Below are 17,773 nucleotides of genomic sequence, written 5' to 3'. Positions count from 1 at the left end.
CATAGAATATTTTGTAAAAAATATTGTTTTTCTTTTATCTGTTTTTAATATTAGAACTTTGCTTGTTGAATATGGGATTATATAATCTCTTATTTTCATATTATAAATAAAAGATGTATGCAAAGAAAGTGTTTATAATGATAATTAGAATGTTTTTATAGTGGTTGATAAGTCACGAATTTGTGGCTTTCTTTTCACAGCTTTCTAGTTCTTCTAAATAATAATTGAAAAAGTTATGACTTAAAATATTAGATATGCGTAAAAGTAGATCAGAATCTATACTTCCACGTTTGAAGATTTTATATATATTAGTCCTGTCACAATATAGTTTATTGGCAAACCATGTAACTGATCGTTCTTGTCGGTGTAATTCTGCTTCAATTATTTGACCAATGTGTATCATATTTGCTGTTTGTGAATGCTACTTTACTGCGTTTTATATAATTGTTTGATTTTTCTTTCACAAAGTTAGATGTATTTTTTATGATAAGTCTTTTTTGTTTGTAGATGATAAGTCACGTATATGTAGCTGATGGTTCACATTTATGAATTTTTCATATTGTGTGATACATAATAATAAAAAAGGCGGAACCATTCGAAACTTATTTTGTTCTGAGGTACCGCCAAGCACCATGTCCATAAATAAGTACGAACAGTTCACGCCCGATGGACGCGAACTTTCAGTAACTTATTCTCATGGACTTCTATTTGGCGGTTTTCAGAACAGAGAATAAGAGCTAAAAGCTCAAATATCTTTTAATAAATATAGAATGGAATCGCTATTCCAAAAGTTTATTGTTTTAAATAAAAATAGGAGAGTAGAACAAAAAATCTACTCTCCTTATATAAAAGTAACTTAAATTACTTACCCAAAGCCTGAGCTACGTCAACAGCGCAAGCCACTGTACAACCTACCATAGGATTGTTACCAATTCCCAGGAATCCCATCATTTCTACGTGAGCAGGAACTGATGAAGAACCAGCGAACTGAGCGTCAGAGTGCATACGACCCATTGTGTCTGTCATACCGTATGAAGCAGGACCGGCAGCCATGTTATCCGGGTGAAGAGTACGACCTGTACCACCACCTGAAGCTACAGAGAAATATGGTTTACCAGCAAGAACACGTTCTTTCTTGTAAGTACCTGCAACTGGATGTTGGAAACGAGTCGGGTTAGTAGAGTTACCTGTGATAGATACGTCTACACCTTCTTTCCACATGATAGCTACACCTTCGCGAACGTCGTCAGCACCATAACATTTTACTTTTGCACGAGGACCGTCAGAGTAAGCGATTTCGCGAACAACTTTCAGTTCACCAGTAAAGTAATCGAATTGAGTCTGAACGTATGTAAAGCCGTTGATACGAGAGATGATCTGAGCAGCGTCTTTTCCAAGACCGTTCAAGATACAACGCAACGGTTCTTTACGTACTTTGTCTGCTTTAGCAGCGATTTTGATAGCACCTTCAGCAGCAGCGAAAGATTCGTGACCTGCCAGGAAAGCGAAACATTTAGTTTCTTCACGCAGCAACATAGCAGCAAGGTTACCATGGCCGATACCAACTTTACGGTCGTCAGCTACAGAACCCGGGATGCAGAATGCTTGCAGACCGATACCGATAGCTTCAGCAGCTTCAGCAGCGTTTGTACAACCTTTTTTAATAGCAATGGCAGTACCTACAACATAAGCCCATTTTGCATTTTCAAAACAGATAGGCTGAGTTTCTTCACACGTTTTATAAGGATCAAGTCCATGAGCTTCACAGATAGCGTTAGCTTCTTCGATATCTTTGATGCCGTTAGCGTTCAAAGCAGCGATAATCTGTTTGATACGACGGTCTTGGCTTTCGAATTTTACTTCTCTAATCATTGTTTCTTTCCTCCTTATATTATTCGTGACGTGGATCAATAGATTTAACTGCTCCCTGTTCTGCTGTTACGCGTCCGTAAGTACCTGTAACTTTCTTCAAAGCTTCGTTAGCATCAGTACCTTTCTTGATTTCGTCCATGAACTTACCCATGTGTACGAATTCGTATCCGCAGATTTCGTCGTTCTTGTCCAAGAAGATTTGTTTGATATAACCTTCTGCCATTTCAAGGTAACGAGGACCTTTAGCCAAAGTACCATAAAGAGTACCTACCTGGCTACGAAGACCTTTACCCAAGTCTTCCAAACCTGCACCGATAATCAAACCACCTTCAGAGAAAGCTGATTGAGTACGTCCGTATACGATTTGCAAGAAAAGTTCGCGCATTGCAGTATTGATAGCGTCGCAAACAAGGTCAGTGTTCAATGCTTCAAGGATCGTTTTTCCCGGAAGAATTTCAGCAGCCATAGCAGCAGAGTGAGTCATACCGGAACATCCGATAGTTTCAACTAAAGCTTCCTGAATGATACCTTCTTTAACGTTCAGTGTCAGTTTACAAGCACCTTGTTGAGGAGCGCACCAACCGATACCGTGTGTCAAACCAGAAATATCAACGATTTCTTTAGATTTTACCCATTTGCCTTCTTCGGGTATGGGAGCCGGTCCGTGGTTAGGGCCCTTCTTTACAACACACATGTGTTCCACTTCGTGTGAATAAGTCATAATTAGCTCTTTTTTTAGTGATATAATTAAAAATACGTAGTCACGATTCTCTAAATCGCCCACAAAGGTAGTCGATTTATTTGTTTCTGCAAATCGCCTTTTATTACTTTTTTGTGAAAAGAGACAAATCTGTTTACGTTTTTTCGTCGTTTGTAAAGTCGGGATTGCATTTGTGAAAGATTGAGACCGCGAGAACTATCTATCCTGTGCTTTGTTGTTATTAGAAAAAGAAAATTTATGGAACTGAATCAGATAGATATACATTATTTAATAGCGGCAATTTGCGTTATTTCATCTGCGCTTGTGTTTTATACGATAGGTGTTTGGGGAGAACGTCTTCAAAGGAAATTAAAGTTTTGGCATATCATTTTCTTTCTTCTCGGGTTGCTGGCCGACACGGTGGGTACAAGCCTGATGGAGCATATTGCCGAACTGACTCATTTGCATGACGAAATGCATACGGTGATAGGGGCAATTGCTATTCTTCTGATGTTTGTACATGCGTTATGGGCGATATGGACCTATGTGAAGGGAACGCCTATAGAAAAGAGACATTTTAATCGTTTCAGCATTGTAGTTTGGTGCATTTGGCTTATACCTTATCTAATAGGAGTTTATTTGGGGATGCGATTACATGTATAATAAACAGCCTGAATAGAGCCGGCAATTCATAAATCACCTTACAATATTCTTGTCAGCTGACTCTAGCCGGCCATTCGGACAACTATCGTTGTCTGATTAGTCGACTAGAGTTGACTGGATAGCCGACTGGAGTCGTCTGTTATTAAACAGTTGCTTTTCATTCGGGATATATATGCTATTTGCCTGTTTCTATTAATATAGCAAGTATTGGTTCTCACTATGTGGTGAAACTGTGAAATACATATTCTGTGAAGGATGTGAATACCGTGTTTTATATGATTTGTTCACAGGAAGTGTCTGTAAATGAGATGATATGGATCGTGTGAAGAACGTGGAGGACGGATAATGGAGTTAAGATTGGCAAGATTATGGAGGGACTATTACTGGATGTAGAATAAAATTCGTAGCTTTGCTGCATCATTATATAAAGAAGATTATGATCGAAGTTGTAGAATCAGCCTTACAAAAGGCTGCGGGTGAAGGAATGGATGAATTTATCCAGGCGTTTACAGATAAATATAAAGAGGTAATCGGTGGTGAATTGACTGCGGAGACGATGCCTTTGTTGACGGGAGAACAACATTCTTTGCTGGCTTATCAGATTTTTCGTGATGAGATGATGGTTGGCGGGTTCTGTCAATTGATTCAGAATGGCTATGGTGGTTATATCTTTGATAATCCGTTTGCGAAAGTGATGCGTTTGTGGGGAGCGGAAGAGTTTTCGAAATTAGTTTATAAGGCTAAGAAAATCTTTGATGCCAACCGGAAAGATTTGGAAAAGGAACGGACGGATGATGAATTTATGGCTATGTACGAGCAATATGAAGCTTTTGATGAGTTGGAAGAAGCCTATTTAGAGATGGAAGAACAAGTCACAGCATTGATTGCAAGCTACGTAGATGATCATTTGGAACTTTTTGCAAAAATAATAAAGTAACTGATGCAGTATTTTTTAAGTACTTGCATTTATTAATTATGAATTAGAATTTATATCTTTGCAAAATCTAAAAAATATGTTTATGAAACAAGTGAAATTTTTCTTGGTGGCTTTGATGGCTGTGGTTATGGGTATGTCAGTTACTTCTTGTATGAATGGAGATGATAACCACAATGTTACAATGACTGTTCCTGTTAAGTATAATTTTGGATCATTTCTGATGGGGGATGCAACTACGAAGTTGGTTCCAACTACAGAATTGGGCTTTTTGGATGGAAATATGTATATAATTTCATGCCAATATGACCAATCACAGGTGACAGCAAATAGTACTAGTATACCAGTTACTTTGCTATCTACTCCGCTTTGTATTGACCCTAAAGGTAATGAAGGTTTGAATCCTCAAAAAACGGAACCTACTAATCCTCTTTATTCATTGGATAAGCAACAGTCAAGTTTGGTTTATTATGACAAAAATACAATCGTTTTGACAATGCCATATTGGGTGAAAGTTACAAACTCTAGTGTTGAAGATTCAGAAGTAAAGAAGCATTCATTTGTTCTTTCTTATGATCCTGAAGCAATGACTGCCTCTGACACTAAGTTAAAACTATATATTAGCCATGTTGTTGAGGATGCAGGTGAGACCGTAACTCGTTCTAATTTTACATATGCTTATAGGGCTTATTCAATTAGAGCTGCTCTTGCTGCATTTAAGGAGAAAACAGGCAAATTACCGAAATACCTGGAACTGACAGCTGAAATCAATAACTCAAAAGATGAATTGGTCGATAAGGATGGGAAGGAAACTTCGGTTGAACGTTCGGTTGAATATGATTACGCATTTACAGAATAACATTGAACTACAAAGAACTATTTAACATAGCAATGAAATTGATTTCCTCTCCGGCCAAGGCCTGGGAGGAAATTTCTATGGAAGAGGATAGGCGAAAAGTATTTATGGCTTTTGTCTATCCTATGATTGGTTTATGCGGTCTGTCCGTATTCATCGGTTCGTTATTGACGAATGGGTGGGGAGGTCCGCAAAGTTTCCAGATAGCTATGACCAATTGTTGCGCCGTAGCTGTAGCCCTGTTCGGTGGCTATTTTCTGGCAGCTTATGCCATCAATGAAATGGGAACAAGGATGTTTGGTCTGCATAGCAATATGCCGTTGACACAACAGTTTGCAGGATATGCATTGGTTGTGTCTTTCCTGCTTCAGATAGTAACCGGACTATTACCTGATTTTAGAATTATTGCTTGGTTGCTGCAGTTCTACATCGTCTATGTGGTATGGGAGGGAGTTCCTATACTGATGGGAGTAGAAGAAAAACAACGATTAAAATACACCCTTTTGTCGTCTGTATTGTTAATACTATGTCCGGCGGTGATACAGATCGTGTTTAATAGACTGACGGCTATACTTAATTAATGAGTAAAGATGAAACAACCTCCTGTAAATATAAAGAATAAGCGGGCTACGTTTGATTACGAGCTGATAGATACCTACACAGCAGGTATTGTATTGACCGGTACGGAAATAAAATCCATTCGTTTGGGAAAAGCCAGTCTGGTAGATACGTTTTGCTATTTTACGAAAGGCGAATTGTGGGTGAAGAATATGCACATTGCCGAATATTTCTATGGATCGTACAATAACCATACGGCACGTAGAGAGAGGAAGTTGTTGCTTAATAAAAAAGAATTGGAGAAACTTCAGCGGGAGATGAAAAATCCCGGCTTTACGATTGTCCCTGTACGCTTGTTTATCAATGAGAAAGGTTTGGCGAAACTGGTAGTCGCTTTGGCGAAAGGTAAGAAAGAATATGATAAACGAGAATCTATAAAGGAGAAAGACGACCGTAGAGATATGGCAAGAATGTTCAAGCGGTAAGTAAAAACCGCTATAAGATAAACGCCGGACTGCGAAGTGTCTGGCAGAAGATGGCAGAGTAGGTATTTAGGTATTAATGTGATAGGGTAATGAAAAAGACAATTTCTCAAGTCGTATCCGAGCGCATCCTTATTCTGGATGGGGCAATGGGTACAATGATTCAACAATATAACCTCAAGGAAGAAGATTTTCGTGGTGAACGGTTTGCGCATATCCCCGGACAGTTGAAAGGGAATAACGACTTATTGTGTCTTACACGTCCCGACGTGATTCAGGATATTCATCGTAAATACCTGGAAGCAGGTGCGGATATCATCGAAACCAATACATTCAGTTCGACTACAGTTTCTATGGCTGATTATCACGTAGAAGAATACGTGCGTGAGATGAATCTGGCAGCCGTAAAACTAGCCCGTGATCTTGCCGACGAGTACACTGCAAAGAATCCCGATAAACCGCGTTTTGTAGCCGGCTCTGTAGGCCCAACCAATAAAACCTGCTCTATGAGCCCGGACGTGAACAATCCGGCTTATCGTGCTTTGAGTTACGACGAACTGGCTGCATCCTATCAGCAACAGATGGAAGCAATGCTTGAAGGTGGCGTAGACGCCATTCTGATCGAAACAATCTTTGATACCCTGAATGCTAAAGCTGCTATTTTTGCAGCCGAACAGGCAATGAAAGCAACAGGCGTCGAAGTCCCTGTCATGTTATCTGTAACAGTGTCCGATATTGGCGGACGAACATTGTCCGGCCAGACATTGGACGCATTTCTTGCTTCCGTGCAACATGCCAATATCTTTTCTGTCGGTTTAAACTGTTCTTTCGGAGCCCGCCAATTGAAACCATTTCTGGAACAACTGGCAGCTCGTGCACCTTATTATATTAGCGCCTATCCGAATGCCGGATTACCGAATAGCCTGGGTAAGTATGACCAGACACCTGCTGATATGGCTCACGAAGTGAGAGAATATATCGAAGAAGGGCTAATCAATATCATTGGCGGCTGTTGTGGAACGACGGATGCCTATATTGCCGAATATCCCGCCCTCGTGAAAGGTGCTAAACCACACGTCCCTGCTCTTGCACCGGATTGTATGTGGCTTTCCGGACTTGAACTGTTGGAAGTCAAACCGGAAATTAACTTTGTAAATGTCGGCGAACGTTGCAACGTAGCCGGTTCTCGTAAGTTTCTTCGTCTGATAAACGAAAAGAAATATGATGAAGCTCTCTCCATCGCCCGTCAACAAGTGGAAGATGGTGCCTTGGTGATTGACGTCAATATGGATGACGGACTGTTGGACGCAAAGACAGAGATGACTACTTTCCTGAATCTTATCATGTCCGAACCGGAAATTGCCCGTGTTCCGGTAATGATTGACTCTTCCAAATGGGAAGTGATTGAAGCCGGCCTGAAATGTCTGCAAGGAAAGTCAATCGTTAACTCCATTTCTCTGAAAGAAGGCGAGGACGTTTTCCTCGAACATGCCCGTATCATCCGCCAATATGGAGCGGCCGCCGTCGTAATGGCTTTCGATGAGAAAGGTCAGGCAGATACAGCCGCCCGTAAAATAGAAGTTTGCGAACGGGCTTACCGTCTTTTGGTAGATAAAGTAGGTTTTAATCCTCATGATATTATTTTTGACCCCAATGTACTTGCCGTAGCTACGGGGATCGAAGAACATAATAACTATGCCGTAGATTTCATTGAAGCTACCGCATGGATCAAAAAGAATCTTCCGGGTGCTCATATTAGCGGAGGAGTCAGTAACCTTTCTTTCTCTTTCCGTGGCAATAATTATATCCGTGAGGCGATGCACGCTGTATTCCTTTATCATGCCATTCAGCAAGGAATGGACATGGGAATTGTGAATCCGGGTACTTCCGTGTTATATAGTGATATCCCGACCGATGTATTGGAAAAGATAGAAGATGTCGTCTTAAATCGTCGTCCGGACGCAGCGGAACGTCTGATAGAATTGGCGGAATCGCTGAAAGCAACTATGAGCGGAACTGCCGGACAACCAGCCGCCAAACAAGATGCGTGGAGAGAAGAATCCGTTCAGGAACGCTTGAAATATGCCTTGATGAAAGGAATCGGAGATTTCCTTGAACAGGATTTGGCGGAAGCATTGCCGCTTTATGATAAAGCAGTCGATGTGATTGAAGGCCCGTTGATGGATGGAATGAATTATGTAGGTGAGTTGTTTGGTGCCGGTAAGATGTTTCTTCCCCAAGTTGTGAAGACTGCCCGTACGATGAAAAAAGCCGTAGCTATCCTGCAGCCGATTATCGAATCGGAAAAAGTGGAAGGAAGCGCCGCGGCTGGAAAAGTGTTGCTGGCAACTGTAAAGGGCGATGTGCACGATATTGGAAAAAATATTGTAGCGGTGGTGATGGCTTGCAATGGTTATGATATTGTAGACTTGGGAGTGATGGTGCCGGCGGAAACCATTGTGCAGCGTGCCATTGAAGAAAAAGTGGATATGATTGGATTGAGTGGTCTGATTACTCCCTCTTTGGAAGAAATGGCGCATGTGGCTTTGGAACTCGAAAAAGCAGGACTGGATATTCCTCTTCTGATTGGTGGGGCTACTACATCGAAAATGCATACAGCATTGAAGATTGCTCCTGTCTATCACGCTCCGGTGGTACATCTGAAAGATGCTTCCCAGAATGCAAGTGTTGCTTCCAAATTATTGAATCCACAGCTGAAAGCCGAATTGGTGAACGAACTGAATAGCGAATATGAGGTGCTTCGTGAAAAAAGCGGTCTGCTGAAACGTGAAACGGTTTCATTGGAAGAGGCGCAGAAAAATAAGTTGAATCTGTTTTAAATAGTATCACAATGAAAAAGATTTTCTCTTTCTTATGTCTGATTGCAGCAATAGTTGTTGCTATGAGCGCATGTTCTTCTACCAAAGAAGAAAAAGGAACGTCCGAAACCGGAAATGCTGCTTTGGATAATATCTTCGCACGTAAAAGTGTGCGTACTTATCTGAATAAGGGAGTGGAGAAAGAGAAAATAGACTTGATGCTTCGTGCCGGAATGGCTGCCCCTTCGGGGAAAGATGTCCGTCCTTGGGAATTTATAGTAGTATCCGATCGTGCCAAACTGGATTCAATGGCTGCTGCGCTTCCTTATGCAAAGATGTTAACCCAAGCCCGTAACGCTATCATTGTCTGCGGAGATTCTGTACGTTCGTCTTATTGGTATTTGGATTGTTCAGCAGCAGCGCAAAATATTCTGCTGGCTGCCGAAAGTCTGGGACTGGGGGCTGTATGGACGGCTGCCTATCCTTATGAAGACCGTATGCAGGTGGTACGCAAATATACCAATCTACCTGATAATATCCTTCCGCTTTGTGTCATTCCTTTCGGCTATCCGGCTACAAAAGAGAACCCGAAACAGAAATTTGACGAGAAAAAGATACATTATAATCAGTATTAGTAAGCAAAAGTTTTGTCTTTTCAATAATTTCCTTACATTTGCAACGCTAATTAAAATCTGATACGCAAATGTTTGGAATAGACGACCCTTTTATAATTCTGCCTTACCTTCTTTCAGTGGTATGTGTGATCTTTGCTGCCTGGTTTGGGCTGAAGTATTGGAATAAGGACGACGAAAAAGACGAAACTCGATGAATACATTTACACTCGGCTTGATTGTGATAGGATATCTCCTGTCACTTGCTTACCTCGGCTTTTTGGGATACAAGAAAACAACGAATACCAGTGACTATCTGGTAGGCGGACGTCAGATGAATCCTATTGTTATGGCACTTTCTTACGGTGCTACGTTTATCTCTGCATCTGCTATTGTAGGTTTTGGAGGAGTGGCGGCAGCTTTCGGAATGGGTATTCAGTGGCTCTGTTTCCTGAATATGTTTATTGGGGTTGTCATTGCTTTTATCTTTTTCGGTTTACGCACCCGGCGTATGGGTGCAAAACTGAATGTGAGCACTTTTCCTCAATTATTAGGGCGTCATTTTCGTTCCCGTAATATACAGGTATTTATTGCTGCTGTTATTTTTGTCGGAATGCCGCTTTATGCAGCAGTTGTGATGAAAGGTGGAGCTGTATTTATCGAACAGATCTTTCAGATTGATTTCAATATCTCTTTGTTGATATTTACATTGGTTATTGCTGCTTATGTTATTGCAGGCGGTATGAAAGGAGTCATGTATACAGATGCGTTGCAGGCAGTAATCATGTTCGGTTGCATGCTGTTTCTATTATTCTCTTTATACCAGGTGCTCGGTATGGGTTTTACCGAGGCGAATAAAGAGTTGACTGCTATTGCTCCGTTAGTCCCGGAAAAATTTAAAGCATTGGGACATCAGGGATGGACTGCAATGCCTGTTACAGGTTCACCGCAATGGTACTCACTTGTTACTTCCCTTATTTTAGGAGTAGGAATCGGATGTCTTGCGCAACCCCAGCTAGTGGTTCGTTTTATGACTGTGGAAAGTAGCAAACAATTAAACCGCGGTGTATTTATCGGTTGTTTCTTTTTGATTATAACAGTAGGAGCTATCTATCATGCCGGAGCTTTGAGTAACCTTTTCTTCCTGAAAACAGAAGGAGCGGTTGCTACCGAAGTAGTGCAGGACATCGATAAGATTATTCCATATTTTATTAATAAAGCGATGCCCGACTGGTTTGCCGCACTCTTTATGTTATGTATCCTTTCGGCCAGTATGTCTACACTAAGCTCGCAGTTCCATACAATGGGGGCTTCGGTAGGTTCTGATATCTATGGAACTTATAAACCCCGTTCGCGGAATAAACTGACCAACGTGATTCGTCTGGGAGTATTGTTCTCTATTCTGGTCAGCTACATTATTTGCTATATGTTGCCTCATGATATTATCGCCCGTGGAACTTCTATCTTTATGGGGATTTGTGCTGCAGCTTTCCTTCCAGCCTATTTCTGTGCTTTATATTGGAAGAAAGCTACTAAGCAGGGTGTCATGGCAAGTCTTTGGGTCGGAACAATCGGTAGCCTGTTTGCCCTTGTATTTCTTCATCAGAAAGAATCTGCAGCATTAGGTATCTGCAAAGCATTATTTGGACGGGATGTATTGATTACCACTTATCCTTTCCCTGTGATTGATCCGATATTATTTGCCTTACCATTATCTGTATTAGCCATCATCGTAATCAGCTTAGTAACCAAAAAATAAGTATTAAGTAAGTATCAAGTATTAAGTATTACGCCATGCGGATAAGCACCTCAAAGGCCACGGTTAATACTTAATACTTGATACTTAATATTAATCATGCTTTTATTTTCTTCTTGTAGGATTCGTAGCGCGACATGATATCACGGACGAAATTGTAAGTCTCGATACCACGGAAATACCCGTTTTTGCAGACAGGGTCGGTAAAGTATTCTTCGTTGCTTTTGAGCAGGATGAAGTTTTCTACATTGTCTTTCCATACTAGTTTGTTCTTTCCGTATTTTTCGGCTAGCGCCATGGCATCGTATATATGTCCCAAGCCGGCATTATAAGATGCCAGAATGAAGTTGAGTCGTTCCTGTTTGTCGGGAATCATACTGAAACTGCGGTCGGTGGCGGCGATATATTTAATAGCCGCTTTCACACTTTCCTCCGGGTTCTGCTCCTTGCCGGGAGGTACTCCCATTGCCCGGGCGGTGGCAGGCATTAACTGCATCAGTCCTTTGGCGCCGGCCCAGGAAACAGCGGTGGTATCGAAATTAGATTCTGTATAGGCTAGTGACGCCAGCATACGCCAATCCCATCCGATATCTTTGGAATACTTTCTGAATAAATCATCATAATGAGAAATTTTCCCCTCTTTCAATGAAAGGATAGGAGAGTGGGGCATCATTTTACTATTCTCAAAATAACGTTTCATACTGGCTGTGTAGGCAGGAGAGGTCATATTTTCCTGATGCCATTTAGTAGTGGCGGCTGCCAGTTCGGGACTGTCTTTTCGTACTGCCCACGAAGACCGTTGATCGAAACTGATAGACAGATCGATATTTAAATTAGGATAATAGGTCTTATTTAATTTTGCCAGGTCATTGTCGGCTACTGTATACGGAATTTTTCCTTGCGCCACTTGCGTTATCAAGTCCTCGATGGTAGTACTGTCATTGGTAACTTCATGAATCCGGATGCCGCCTCCTAATTCGCTGTTCAGATTGACGAGGCGGTCGTAATATTTCCCCGGCTTTACGTATATATCTTTTCCTACCAGTTCGGTTACGTCTTTTAATGGCTTCTGTTTTCCTCTTCCTTGTTGAACAATCACTTGATGGGTGATGACATCTTCACCACAATAAAGCAGACTGTCTTTCCACTCTTTGGTGATAGGCAGATTATAGGCAATCATATCTCCTTCGCCTGCCAGCAATTTTTGAATCATCTCGTCAACGCTGTTGGCAACTTCAATCCTAAGCTTTAGTCCCAGACTTTTGGCAAACTGCTCGCTAAGTTCATACTGGAATCCCATTTCCTGTCCCCGGTAAATAAAATAGGAAGTAGAGCTATACAATGTCAATACAACGAGTTCGCCACTATCTTTTATTTGTGGAAGATCACGTGTGGATTCATCCGTTGTACTATGTTGCTTGTTCCGGCATCCGAACACACAACAGAACAATACGAGGAATAAAGGGATAATCAGTGTCTTGACATTCATACCTGACATTTTGCTTTTAACTCTCCATTCTCCACTCTCAACTCTTCAAGTGTTTCTTGATGTACATAGTCAGTATATCAATAGCTACCTTATTACTGCCGCCTTCCGGTACAATAAGGTCGGCATATCGTTTGCAAGGTTCGATAAATTGCAGGTGCATAGGCTTTAAAACCCGTGTATAGCGTTCCATTACAGCTTCGGCAGTACGTCCGCGCTCAATAACATCTCTTTGGATAACACGTATCAGGCGTTCGTCGGGATCGGCATCTACAAAGATTTTAAGGTCCATCATATTGCGTAGCTTTTTATCACATAAAGCAAGGATTCCTTCAATGATAACCACTTCACGAGGTTCGATATGAATCGTTTCGGGCTGGCGCGTACAAGTGAGATAAGAATAGGTAGGCTGTTCGATGCTATTTCCTTCTTTCAGCATCATGACATGTTTGGATAGTAGGCTCCATTCAAAAGCATCGGGATGGTCAAAATTGATATTCTGGCGTTCTTCAACCGGGACATGACTACTGTCTTTGTAGTATGAATCCTGTGGTAAGAGTACTACTTCCCCTGCGGGGAGACTTTCTATAATTTTCCGTACGACGGTGGTCTTTCCGGAGCCTGTTCCGCCTGCTATTCCTATAATTAACATCTCTTTAAATGTATATTTGAACCAAATAGAGTATTTTTGCATTACTATTAATGCGATGATTGCATTAACAAGACAAATATAGAAACAATTCATTAAAATAACAACGTAATGGTAAAACACATTGTATTATTTAAGTTAAAAGACGAAGTTCCTGCTGAAGAGAAACTGGTAGTCATGACTAAATTCAAGGAAGCGATAGAAGCTCTTCCTGCTAAAATCTCTGTCATTCGCAAAGTGGAAGTCGGATTGAATATGAATCCTGGTGAAACATGGAATATTGCGCTTTACAGTGAGTTTGATACACTAGAAGATGTGAAATTCTACGCAACACATCCCGACCACGTAGCTGCCGGTAAGATTTTGGCTGAAACGAAGGAAAGCCGTGCATGCGTAGACTATGAATTATAAACCCCAAAAATAAAGATGAGAAAAATAATTTCTTTCCTGCTTTTAAGCTTTGTTGTATATGCATTGCAAGCGCAGATCAAAGATCCGGTAAAGTTTAAAACAGAGCTGACCTCTCTCTCCGATACGGAGGCAGAGGTGGTGTTTACAGCTGCCATTGATAATGGTTGGCATGTTTATTCTACCGACCTGGGAGATGGCGGTCCTATTTCTGCAACATTTAATGTTGATAATAAATCGGGTGTCGAGCTTGTTGGTAAACTGAAGCCTGTGGGCAAAGAAGTATCTACTTTCGATAAATTGTTCGAAATGAAGGTACGTTATTTCGAGAATACAGCAAAGTTTGTGCAGAAAGTGAAATTTACGGGTGGAGCTTACGAGATAGAAGGTTATCTGGAATATGGAGCTTGTGATGACGAGAGTTGTCTGCCTCCTACTCAAGTGCCATTCAAGTTTTCGGGAGTAGCGAAAGCCGGAAATGCTGCCGCAGCGAAAACAGAACAACCGGAGCAAAAGGTAGCGGAAAAAGAAGCTGCGACTCCTGTTGTCGCGAAAGACTCTTCTGCTATGATGGAGTTGGTTCCTGCAACTACAACGGAAGCTGCCACGGATATTCAGCCGGCAGTTGCTTCCAGTGAACTTTGGAAACCCGTTATCAGTGATCTGCAAGCATTAGGAGAAGAGCACGGTCAGGAGGATATGTCCTGGATATATATATTCATTACAGGGTTCCTTGGAGGGTTATTGGCTTTGTTCACTCCTTGTGTGTGGCCGATTATTCCGATGACAGTCAGCTTTTTTCTGAAGCGTAGTAAAGATAAAAAGAAAGGAATTCGTGATGCGTGGACGTATGGGGCATCTATCGTAGTGATTTATGTGGCATTAGGTTTGGCTATTACGTTAATTTTCGGTGCCAGTGCATTAAACGCTTTATCTACCAATGCTATTTTCAATATTCTCTTCTTCCTGATGCTGGTGATTTTTGCGGCTTCATTCTTTGGAGCGTTTGAAATCAGACTACCCTCGAAATGGGGAAACGCAGTAGATAGCAAAGCGGAATCTACGACCGGATTACTAAGTATTTTCCTGATGGCTTTTACGCTTTCATTGGTATCTTTCTCTTGTACAGGTCCGATTATCGGATTTCTGCTGGTACAGGTATCTACCACAGGAAGTGTGGTTGCTCCGGCAATCGGTATGTTGGGATTTGCCATTGCTTTGGCATTGCCGTTTACACTTTTTGCCCTGTTCCCGTCTTGGCTGAAATCTATGCCGAAGTCCGGTGGATGGATGAATGTAATCAAAGTAACGCTGGGTTTCCTCGAATTGGCGTTTGCGCTTAAATTCTTGTCGGTAGCTGACTTGGCTTATGGTTGGAGACTGCTTGACCGTGAAACATTCCTGGCTCTGTGGATTGTAATCTTTGCTTTGCTTGGATTCTATCTGTTGGGTAAGATCAAATTTCCGCATGATGACGATGATAATAAGGTGGGAGTCACCCGCTTCTTTATGGCATTAATCTCTTTAGCGTTTGCCGTATATATGGTTCCTGGTTTGTGGGGAGCACCATTGAAGGCTGTATCTGCATTTGCTCCGCCTATGCAGACGCAAGACTTCAATTTGTATAAGAACGAGGTACATGCGAAATTCGATGATTATGATTTAGGCATGGAATATGCCCGTCTGAACGGAAAACCCGTTATGCTCGACTTTACCGGATATGGTTGCGTAAACTGTCGTAAGATGGAAGCAGCGGTGTGGACTGATCCGAAAGTGAGTGATTTGATTAATAACGATTACGTACTGATTACTCTCTATGTGGATAATAAGACTCCGTTGGCAGAACCCGTAAAGATAATCGAGAATGGAACAGAACGTACTTTGCGTACTGTCGGCGATAAATGGAGCTATCTGCAACGTGTGAAATTCGGAGCCAACGCCCAGCCTTTCTATGTATTGCTGGACAATCAGGGCAAGCCGTTGAATAAGTCGTATGCTTATAACGAAGATATTCCTAAGTATATCGAATTCTTGCAGACCGGCTTGGAGAATTATAAGAAAGAGAAAAATTAATATCTTTGATAAGGCACTGTCTTGAATGATAAATGAAATAAAAGCGGTCTCATCTTTTCGGTGAGATCGCTTTTATTTTTTTATTTCAGAAAAAATACATACGTTTGTAACATCATAACAATACCTTTGTGCCCAAAAATAAAGAAAATATGTACGCAACAGACACTCTTGTAAATGAACGGGAATTGGTTCTCCGTCTGATAGACGGAGATGAAGAGGCCTTTTGCGAACTTTATGCCGCTTACAAGAATCGTTTGCTCTACTTCGCCCTGAAGTTCGTCAAATCGCGTGAATTTGCTGAAGATATTTTTCAGGATGCATTTACGGTAGTCTGGCAAACTCGTCGTTTCATCAATCCCGAAGCCTCTTTTTCTTCCTACCTTTATACCATCGTACGTAATCGTATTCTGAATCAGTTGCGTGACATGGCTAATGAAGATCAGCTGAAAGAACAGATTCTTTCTCAAGCGATCGATTCAACTAACGAAACCAATAACCATATTTTGCTCAATGATTTGAAAGAGATTATTGACCGTGCATTGGAACAATTGACACCCCGTCAACGGGAAGTGTTCAAAATGAGCCGTGAGCAACAGATGTCTCATAAAGAAATAGCCGAAGCATTGGGTGTCTCTGTTCATACTGTACAGGAGCATATTTCAGTCTCTCTGAAAGTGATTCGCTCTTATCTGACTAAATATTCAAGTACATCGGCTGATATACTTTTGATTCTATTTTGTTTGAATTTATAATAAATGTTAATCACACCCTAGCTCTTTCTTACTTTTGTGTATTACTTATACAAAGGGAAGGAAATTAATATCCTTATTTTGAATGCGTGATGAAAGATACTAAAACAGAAAAAGATAAATTGCATCGTTACTTGGATGATTTTTATACCCGGGAAGAGGCTTCGCAATTTTTGCAAAGTATAAAAGATACAGAAAACCAAGATTTATTGGATGAACTGGCAGCAGAGGTTTGGGAAGAATCCGGAAACTTGCAGCCAGCTACTGATTTGGAACGGGAAAAATATAAGAGAGAGGCACGTCAATTATTGAAACGTATTGAACACAAAAAACGTACCTGGTTCCGCCGGGTGTCTGTGGTGGCGGTTAGTACGGCGGCTGTCATAGTCATTATAATAGGGAGTGTCAACTTTTTCCGGTATATGAATGAACAGCAAGTCACACTTGCCGAAGTTACCACTTCTTTTGGTGAGAAAAGACAAGTGACTTTGCCGGATGGAACTCTTTTGGTATTGAATTCTTGTTCTCAAGTGCGTTATCCGGATCGTTTTGTGGGAGATAGCCGTGAAATAGAACTTGAAGGTGAGGGATATTTCCGTGTTGCTCGTAATGAAAAGATGCCATTTATTGTAAAGACGAAGCGGCTGGATGTTCAGGTGTTAGGTACCCGGTTTGACGTTAAATCTTATTCAACGGATGAAATTGTATCTGTGAGTGTGGAGAGTGGTAAGGTGCAGGTTGATTTGCCGGAAGCGATGATGAGGCTGATTGCAAAAGAACAGGTGCTTATCAATACAGTTTCCGGAGAATATAGCAAGAAAACAGAAGATAGGGGAGTGGCCGTCTGGATGAAAGGAGGTTTACGTTTCTACAGTACACCGATTCGGGATGTGGCAAAAGAACTGGAACGTGTATATAATTGCCGGATTACTTTTGCTCCCGGTCAGGATTTCAACAACTTGATTACCGGTGAGCACGATAATAAGAGTCTGGAGGCCGTGCTTAAATCCATCGAATTTATCAGTGGTGATATCAAATATAAGAAAGAAGGCATTAATGTCCTTCTTTATAAAGAATGAGATGAAGAATAGATAATGTTCAACCTTTAAAAGAATAATAGATGAAAACAGCCCCTTCATGAACCTCCCTAAAATGAT

The 17,773-nt window shown here is 41.2% G+C and carries 17 protein-coding genes; 13 read left to right on the top strand and 4 right to left on the bottom strand.

The genetic code is table 11. The annotated features are described in order from the left end of the window. Nucleotides 1-861 precede the first annotated feature (861 nt). A complete protein-coding gene (locus KFO40_RS12275; protein ID WP_008021709.1) occupies nucleotides 862-1,872 on the bottom strand; it encodes a GGGtGRT protein in 1,011 nt (336 codons plus the stop codon). A 19-nt stretch (nucleotides 1,873-1,891) separates the two neighbouring features. Beyond that, a complete protein-coding gene (locus KFO40_RS12270; protein ID WP_007759112.1) occupies nucleotides 1,892-2,593 on the bottom strand; it encodes an iron-sulfur cluster assembly scaffold protein in 702 nt (233 codons plus the stop codon). A gap of 237 nt (nucleotides 2,594-2,830) precedes the next feature. Between KFO40_RS12270 and KFO40_RS12265 the strand changes: the two genes are divergently transcribed. The 9 genes from KFO40_RS12265 (at nucleotide 2,831) to KFO40_RS12230 (ending at nucleotide 11,254) form a co-directional block, all read left to right on the top strand. Next, nucleotides 2,831-3,235, top strand: a complete 405-nt coding sequence (locus KFO40_RS12265) for an HsmA family protein (RefSeq protein ID WP_008021711.1) — start codon at nucleotides 2,831-2,833, stop codon at nucleotides 3,233-3,235. Between the two features lie 436 nt (nucleotides 3,236-3,671). Continuing rightward, complete coding sequence (locus KFO40_RS12260; RefSeq protein WP_008021714.1) at nucleotides 3,672-4,172, top strand: DMP19 family protein; 501 nt, start codon at nucleotides 3,672-3,674, stop codon at nucleotides 4,170-4,172. A gap of 82 nt (nucleotides 4,173-4,254) precedes the next feature. After that, nucleotides 4,255-5,028: a hypothetical protein gene (locus tag KFO40_RS12255; protein WP_117809150.1), complete on the top strand. Its 774-nt coding sequence runs from the start codon at nucleotides 4,255-4,257 to the stop codon at nucleotides 5,026-5,028. A 32-nt stretch (nucleotides 5,029-5,060) separates the two neighbouring features. Continuing rightward, on the top strand, nucleotides 5,061-5,606 hold the full coding sequence (locus KFO40_RS12250; RefSeq protein WP_008021718.1) for a Yip1 family protein: 546 nt from the start codon (nucleotides 5,061-5,063) through the stop codon (nucleotides 5,604-5,606). Nucleotides 5,607-5,615: 9 nt separating this feature from the next. Beyond that, nucleotides 5,616-6,068 (top strand): SsrA-binding protein, encoded by a 453-nt coding sequence (smpB, locus tag KFO40_RS12245; RefSeq protein ID WP_008643258.1) that lies wholly within the window; start codon nucleotides 5,616-5,618, stop codon nucleotides 6,066-6,068. 89 nt (nucleotides 6,069-6,157) lie between these two features. Beyond that, the gene (gene metH, locus KFO40_RS12240) at nucleotides 6,158-8,905 is read left to right on the top strand and encodes a methionine synthase (protein WP_211146409.1); all 2,748 of its coding nucleotides are present in this window, start codon (nucleotides 6,158-6,160) and stop codon (nucleotides 8,903-8,905) included. Between the two features lie 11 nt (nucleotides 8,906-8,916). Then, nucleotides 8,917-9,519, top strand: a complete 603-nt coding sequence (locus KFO40_RS12235) for a nitroreductase family protein (RefSeq protein WP_004315984.1) — start codon at nucleotides 8,917-8,919, stop codon at nucleotides 9,517-9,519. A gap of 68 nt (nucleotides 9,520-9,587) precedes the next feature. Then, a complete protein-coding gene (locus KFO40_RS25945) occupies nucleotides 9,588-9,713 on the top strand; it encodes a symporter small accessory protein (RefSeq protein WP_004296931.1) in 126 nt (41 codons plus the stop codon). Further along, on the top strand, nucleotides 9,710-11,254 hold the full coding sequence (locus KFO40_RS12230) for a sodium:solute symporter (RefSeq protein ID WP_015532799.1): 1,545 nt from the start codon (nucleotides 9,710-9,712) through the stop codon (nucleotides 11,252-11,254). Before KFO40_RS25945 ends, KFO40_RS12230 begins: the two co-directional genes overlap by 4 nt. Before the next feature lie 94 nt (nucleotides 11,255-11,348). Here the strand turns inward: KFO40_RS12230 and KFO40_RS12225 are convergent, their stop codons facing one another. Further along, complete coding sequence (locus KFO40_RS12225) at nucleotides 11,349-12,740, bottom strand: transglycosylase SLT domain-containing protein (protein WP_074909089.1); 1,392 nt, start codon at nucleotides 12,738-12,740, stop codon at nucleotides 11,349-11,351. A 37-nt stretch (nucleotides 12,741-12,777) separates the two neighbouring features. Beyond that, the gene (udk, locus tag KFO40_RS12220) at nucleotides 12,778-13,389 is read right to left on the bottom strand and encodes a uridine kinase (protein WP_032811070.1); all 612 of its coding nucleotides are present in this window, start codon (nucleotides 13,387-13,389) and stop codon (nucleotides 12,778-12,780) included. A 108-nt stretch (nucleotides 13,390-13,497) separates the two neighbouring features. Here udk and KFO40_RS12215 point away from each other — a divergent pair, with 108 nt between their 5' ends. From KFO40_RS12215 to KFO40_RS12200, 4 genes are all read left to right on the top strand, one after another. Then, entirely contained in the window at nucleotides 13,498-13,797 is a 300-nt protein-coding gene (locus tag KFO40_RS12215; protein ID WP_004315980.1) for a Dabb family protein, read from the top strand. 15 nt (nucleotides 13,798-13,812) lie between these two features. Further along, entirely contained in the window at nucleotides 13,813-15,867 is a 2,055-nt protein-coding gene (locus KFO40_RS12210; protein WP_008021733.1) for a protein-disulfide reductase DsbD family protein, read from the top strand. 149 nt (nucleotides 15,868-16,016) lie between these two features. Beyond that, entirely contained in the window at nucleotides 16,017-16,619 is a 603-nt protein-coding gene (locus KFO40_RS12205) for an RNA polymerase sigma-70 factor (protein WP_008021734.1), read from the top strand. Between the two features lie 86 nt (nucleotides 16,620-16,705). Further along, nucleotides 16,706-17,695, top strand: a complete 990-nt coding sequence (locus tag KFO40_RS12200) for a FecR family protein (RefSeq protein ID WP_082194801.1) — start codon at nucleotides 16,706-16,708, stop codon at nucleotides 17,693-17,695. Nucleotides 17,696-17,773: the final 78 nt, after the last annotated feature.

This window comes from Bacteroides sp. 1001302B_160321_D4 (assembly GCF_015667765.1).
Taxonomy (GTDB): domain Bacteria; phylum Bacteroidota; class Bacteroidia; order Bacteroidales; family Bacteroidaceae; genus Bacteroides; species Bacteroides xylanisolvens.
Note: the sequence above shows the minus strand (reverse complement) of the source record. Positions and strands in the feature narration are given on the sequence as shown.

Excerpts from the sequence above, each read along its gene's own strand:
- metH (WP_211146409.1), top strand. The coding sequence starts at position 6,158 with ATGAAAAAGACAATTTCTCAAGTCGTATCCGAGCGCATCCTTATTCTG.
- KFO40_RS12265 (WP_008021711.1), top strand. The coding sequence starts at position 2,831 with ATGGAACTGAATCAGATAGATATACATTATTTAATAGCGGCAATTTGC.
- smpB (WP_008643258.1), top strand. The coding sequence starts at position 5,616 with ATGAAACAACCTCCTGTAAATATAAAGAATAAGCGGGCTACGTTTGAT.
- KFO40_RS12250 (WP_008021718.1), top strand. The coding sequence starts at position 5,061 with ATGAAATTGATTTCCTCTCCGGCCAAGGCCTGGGAGGAAATTTCTATG.
- KFO40_RS12260 (WP_008021714.1), top strand. The coding sequence starts at position 3,672 with ATGATCGAAGTTGTAGAATCAGCCTTACAAAAGGCTGCGGGTGAAGGA.
- KFO40_RS12215 (WP_004315980.1), top strand. The coding sequence starts at position 13,498 with ATGGTAAAACACATTGTATTATTTAAGTTAAAAGACGAAGTTCCTGCT.
- KFO40_RS12270 (WP_007759112.1), bottom strand. The coding sequence starts at position 2,593 with ATGACTTATTCACACGAAGTGGAACACATGTGTGTTGTAAAGAAGGGC.
- KFO40_RS12275 (WP_008021709.1), bottom strand. The coding sequence starts at position 1,872 with ATGATTAGAGAAGTAAAATTCGAAAGCCAAGACCGTCGTATCAAACAG.
- KFO40_RS12230 (WP_015532799.1), top strand. The coding sequence starts at position 9,710 with ATGAATACATTTACACTCGGCTTGATTGTGATAGGATATCTCCTGTCA.
- KFO40_RS25945 (WP_004296931.1), top strand. The coding sequence starts at position 9,588 with ATGTTTGGAATAGACGACCCTTTTATAATTCTGCCTTACCTTCTTTCA.
- udk (WP_032811070.1), bottom strand. The coding sequence starts at position 13,389 with ATGTTAATTATAGGAATAGCAGGCGGAACAGGCTCCGGAAAGACCACC.
- KFO40_RS12225 (WP_074909089.1), bottom strand. The coding sequence starts at position 12,740 with ATGAATGTCAAGACACTGATTATCCCTTTATTCCTCGTATTGTTCTGT.
- KFO40_RS12255 (WP_117809150.1), top strand. The coding sequence starts at position 4,255 with ATGAAACAAGTGAAATTTTTCTTGGTGGCTTTGATGGCTGTGGTTATG.
- KFO40_RS12205 (WP_008021734.1), top strand. The coding sequence starts at position 16,017 with ATGTACGCAACAGACACTCTTGTAAATGAACGGGAATTGGTTCTCCGT.
- KFO40_RS12210 (WP_008021733.1), top strand. The coding sequence starts at position 13,813 with ATGAGAAAAATAATTTCTTTCCTGCTTTTAAGCTTTGTTGTATATGCA.
- KFO40_RS12235 (WP_004315984.1), top strand. The coding sequence starts at position 8,917 with ATGAAAAAGATTTTCTCTTTCTTATGTCTGATTGCAGCAATAGTTGTT.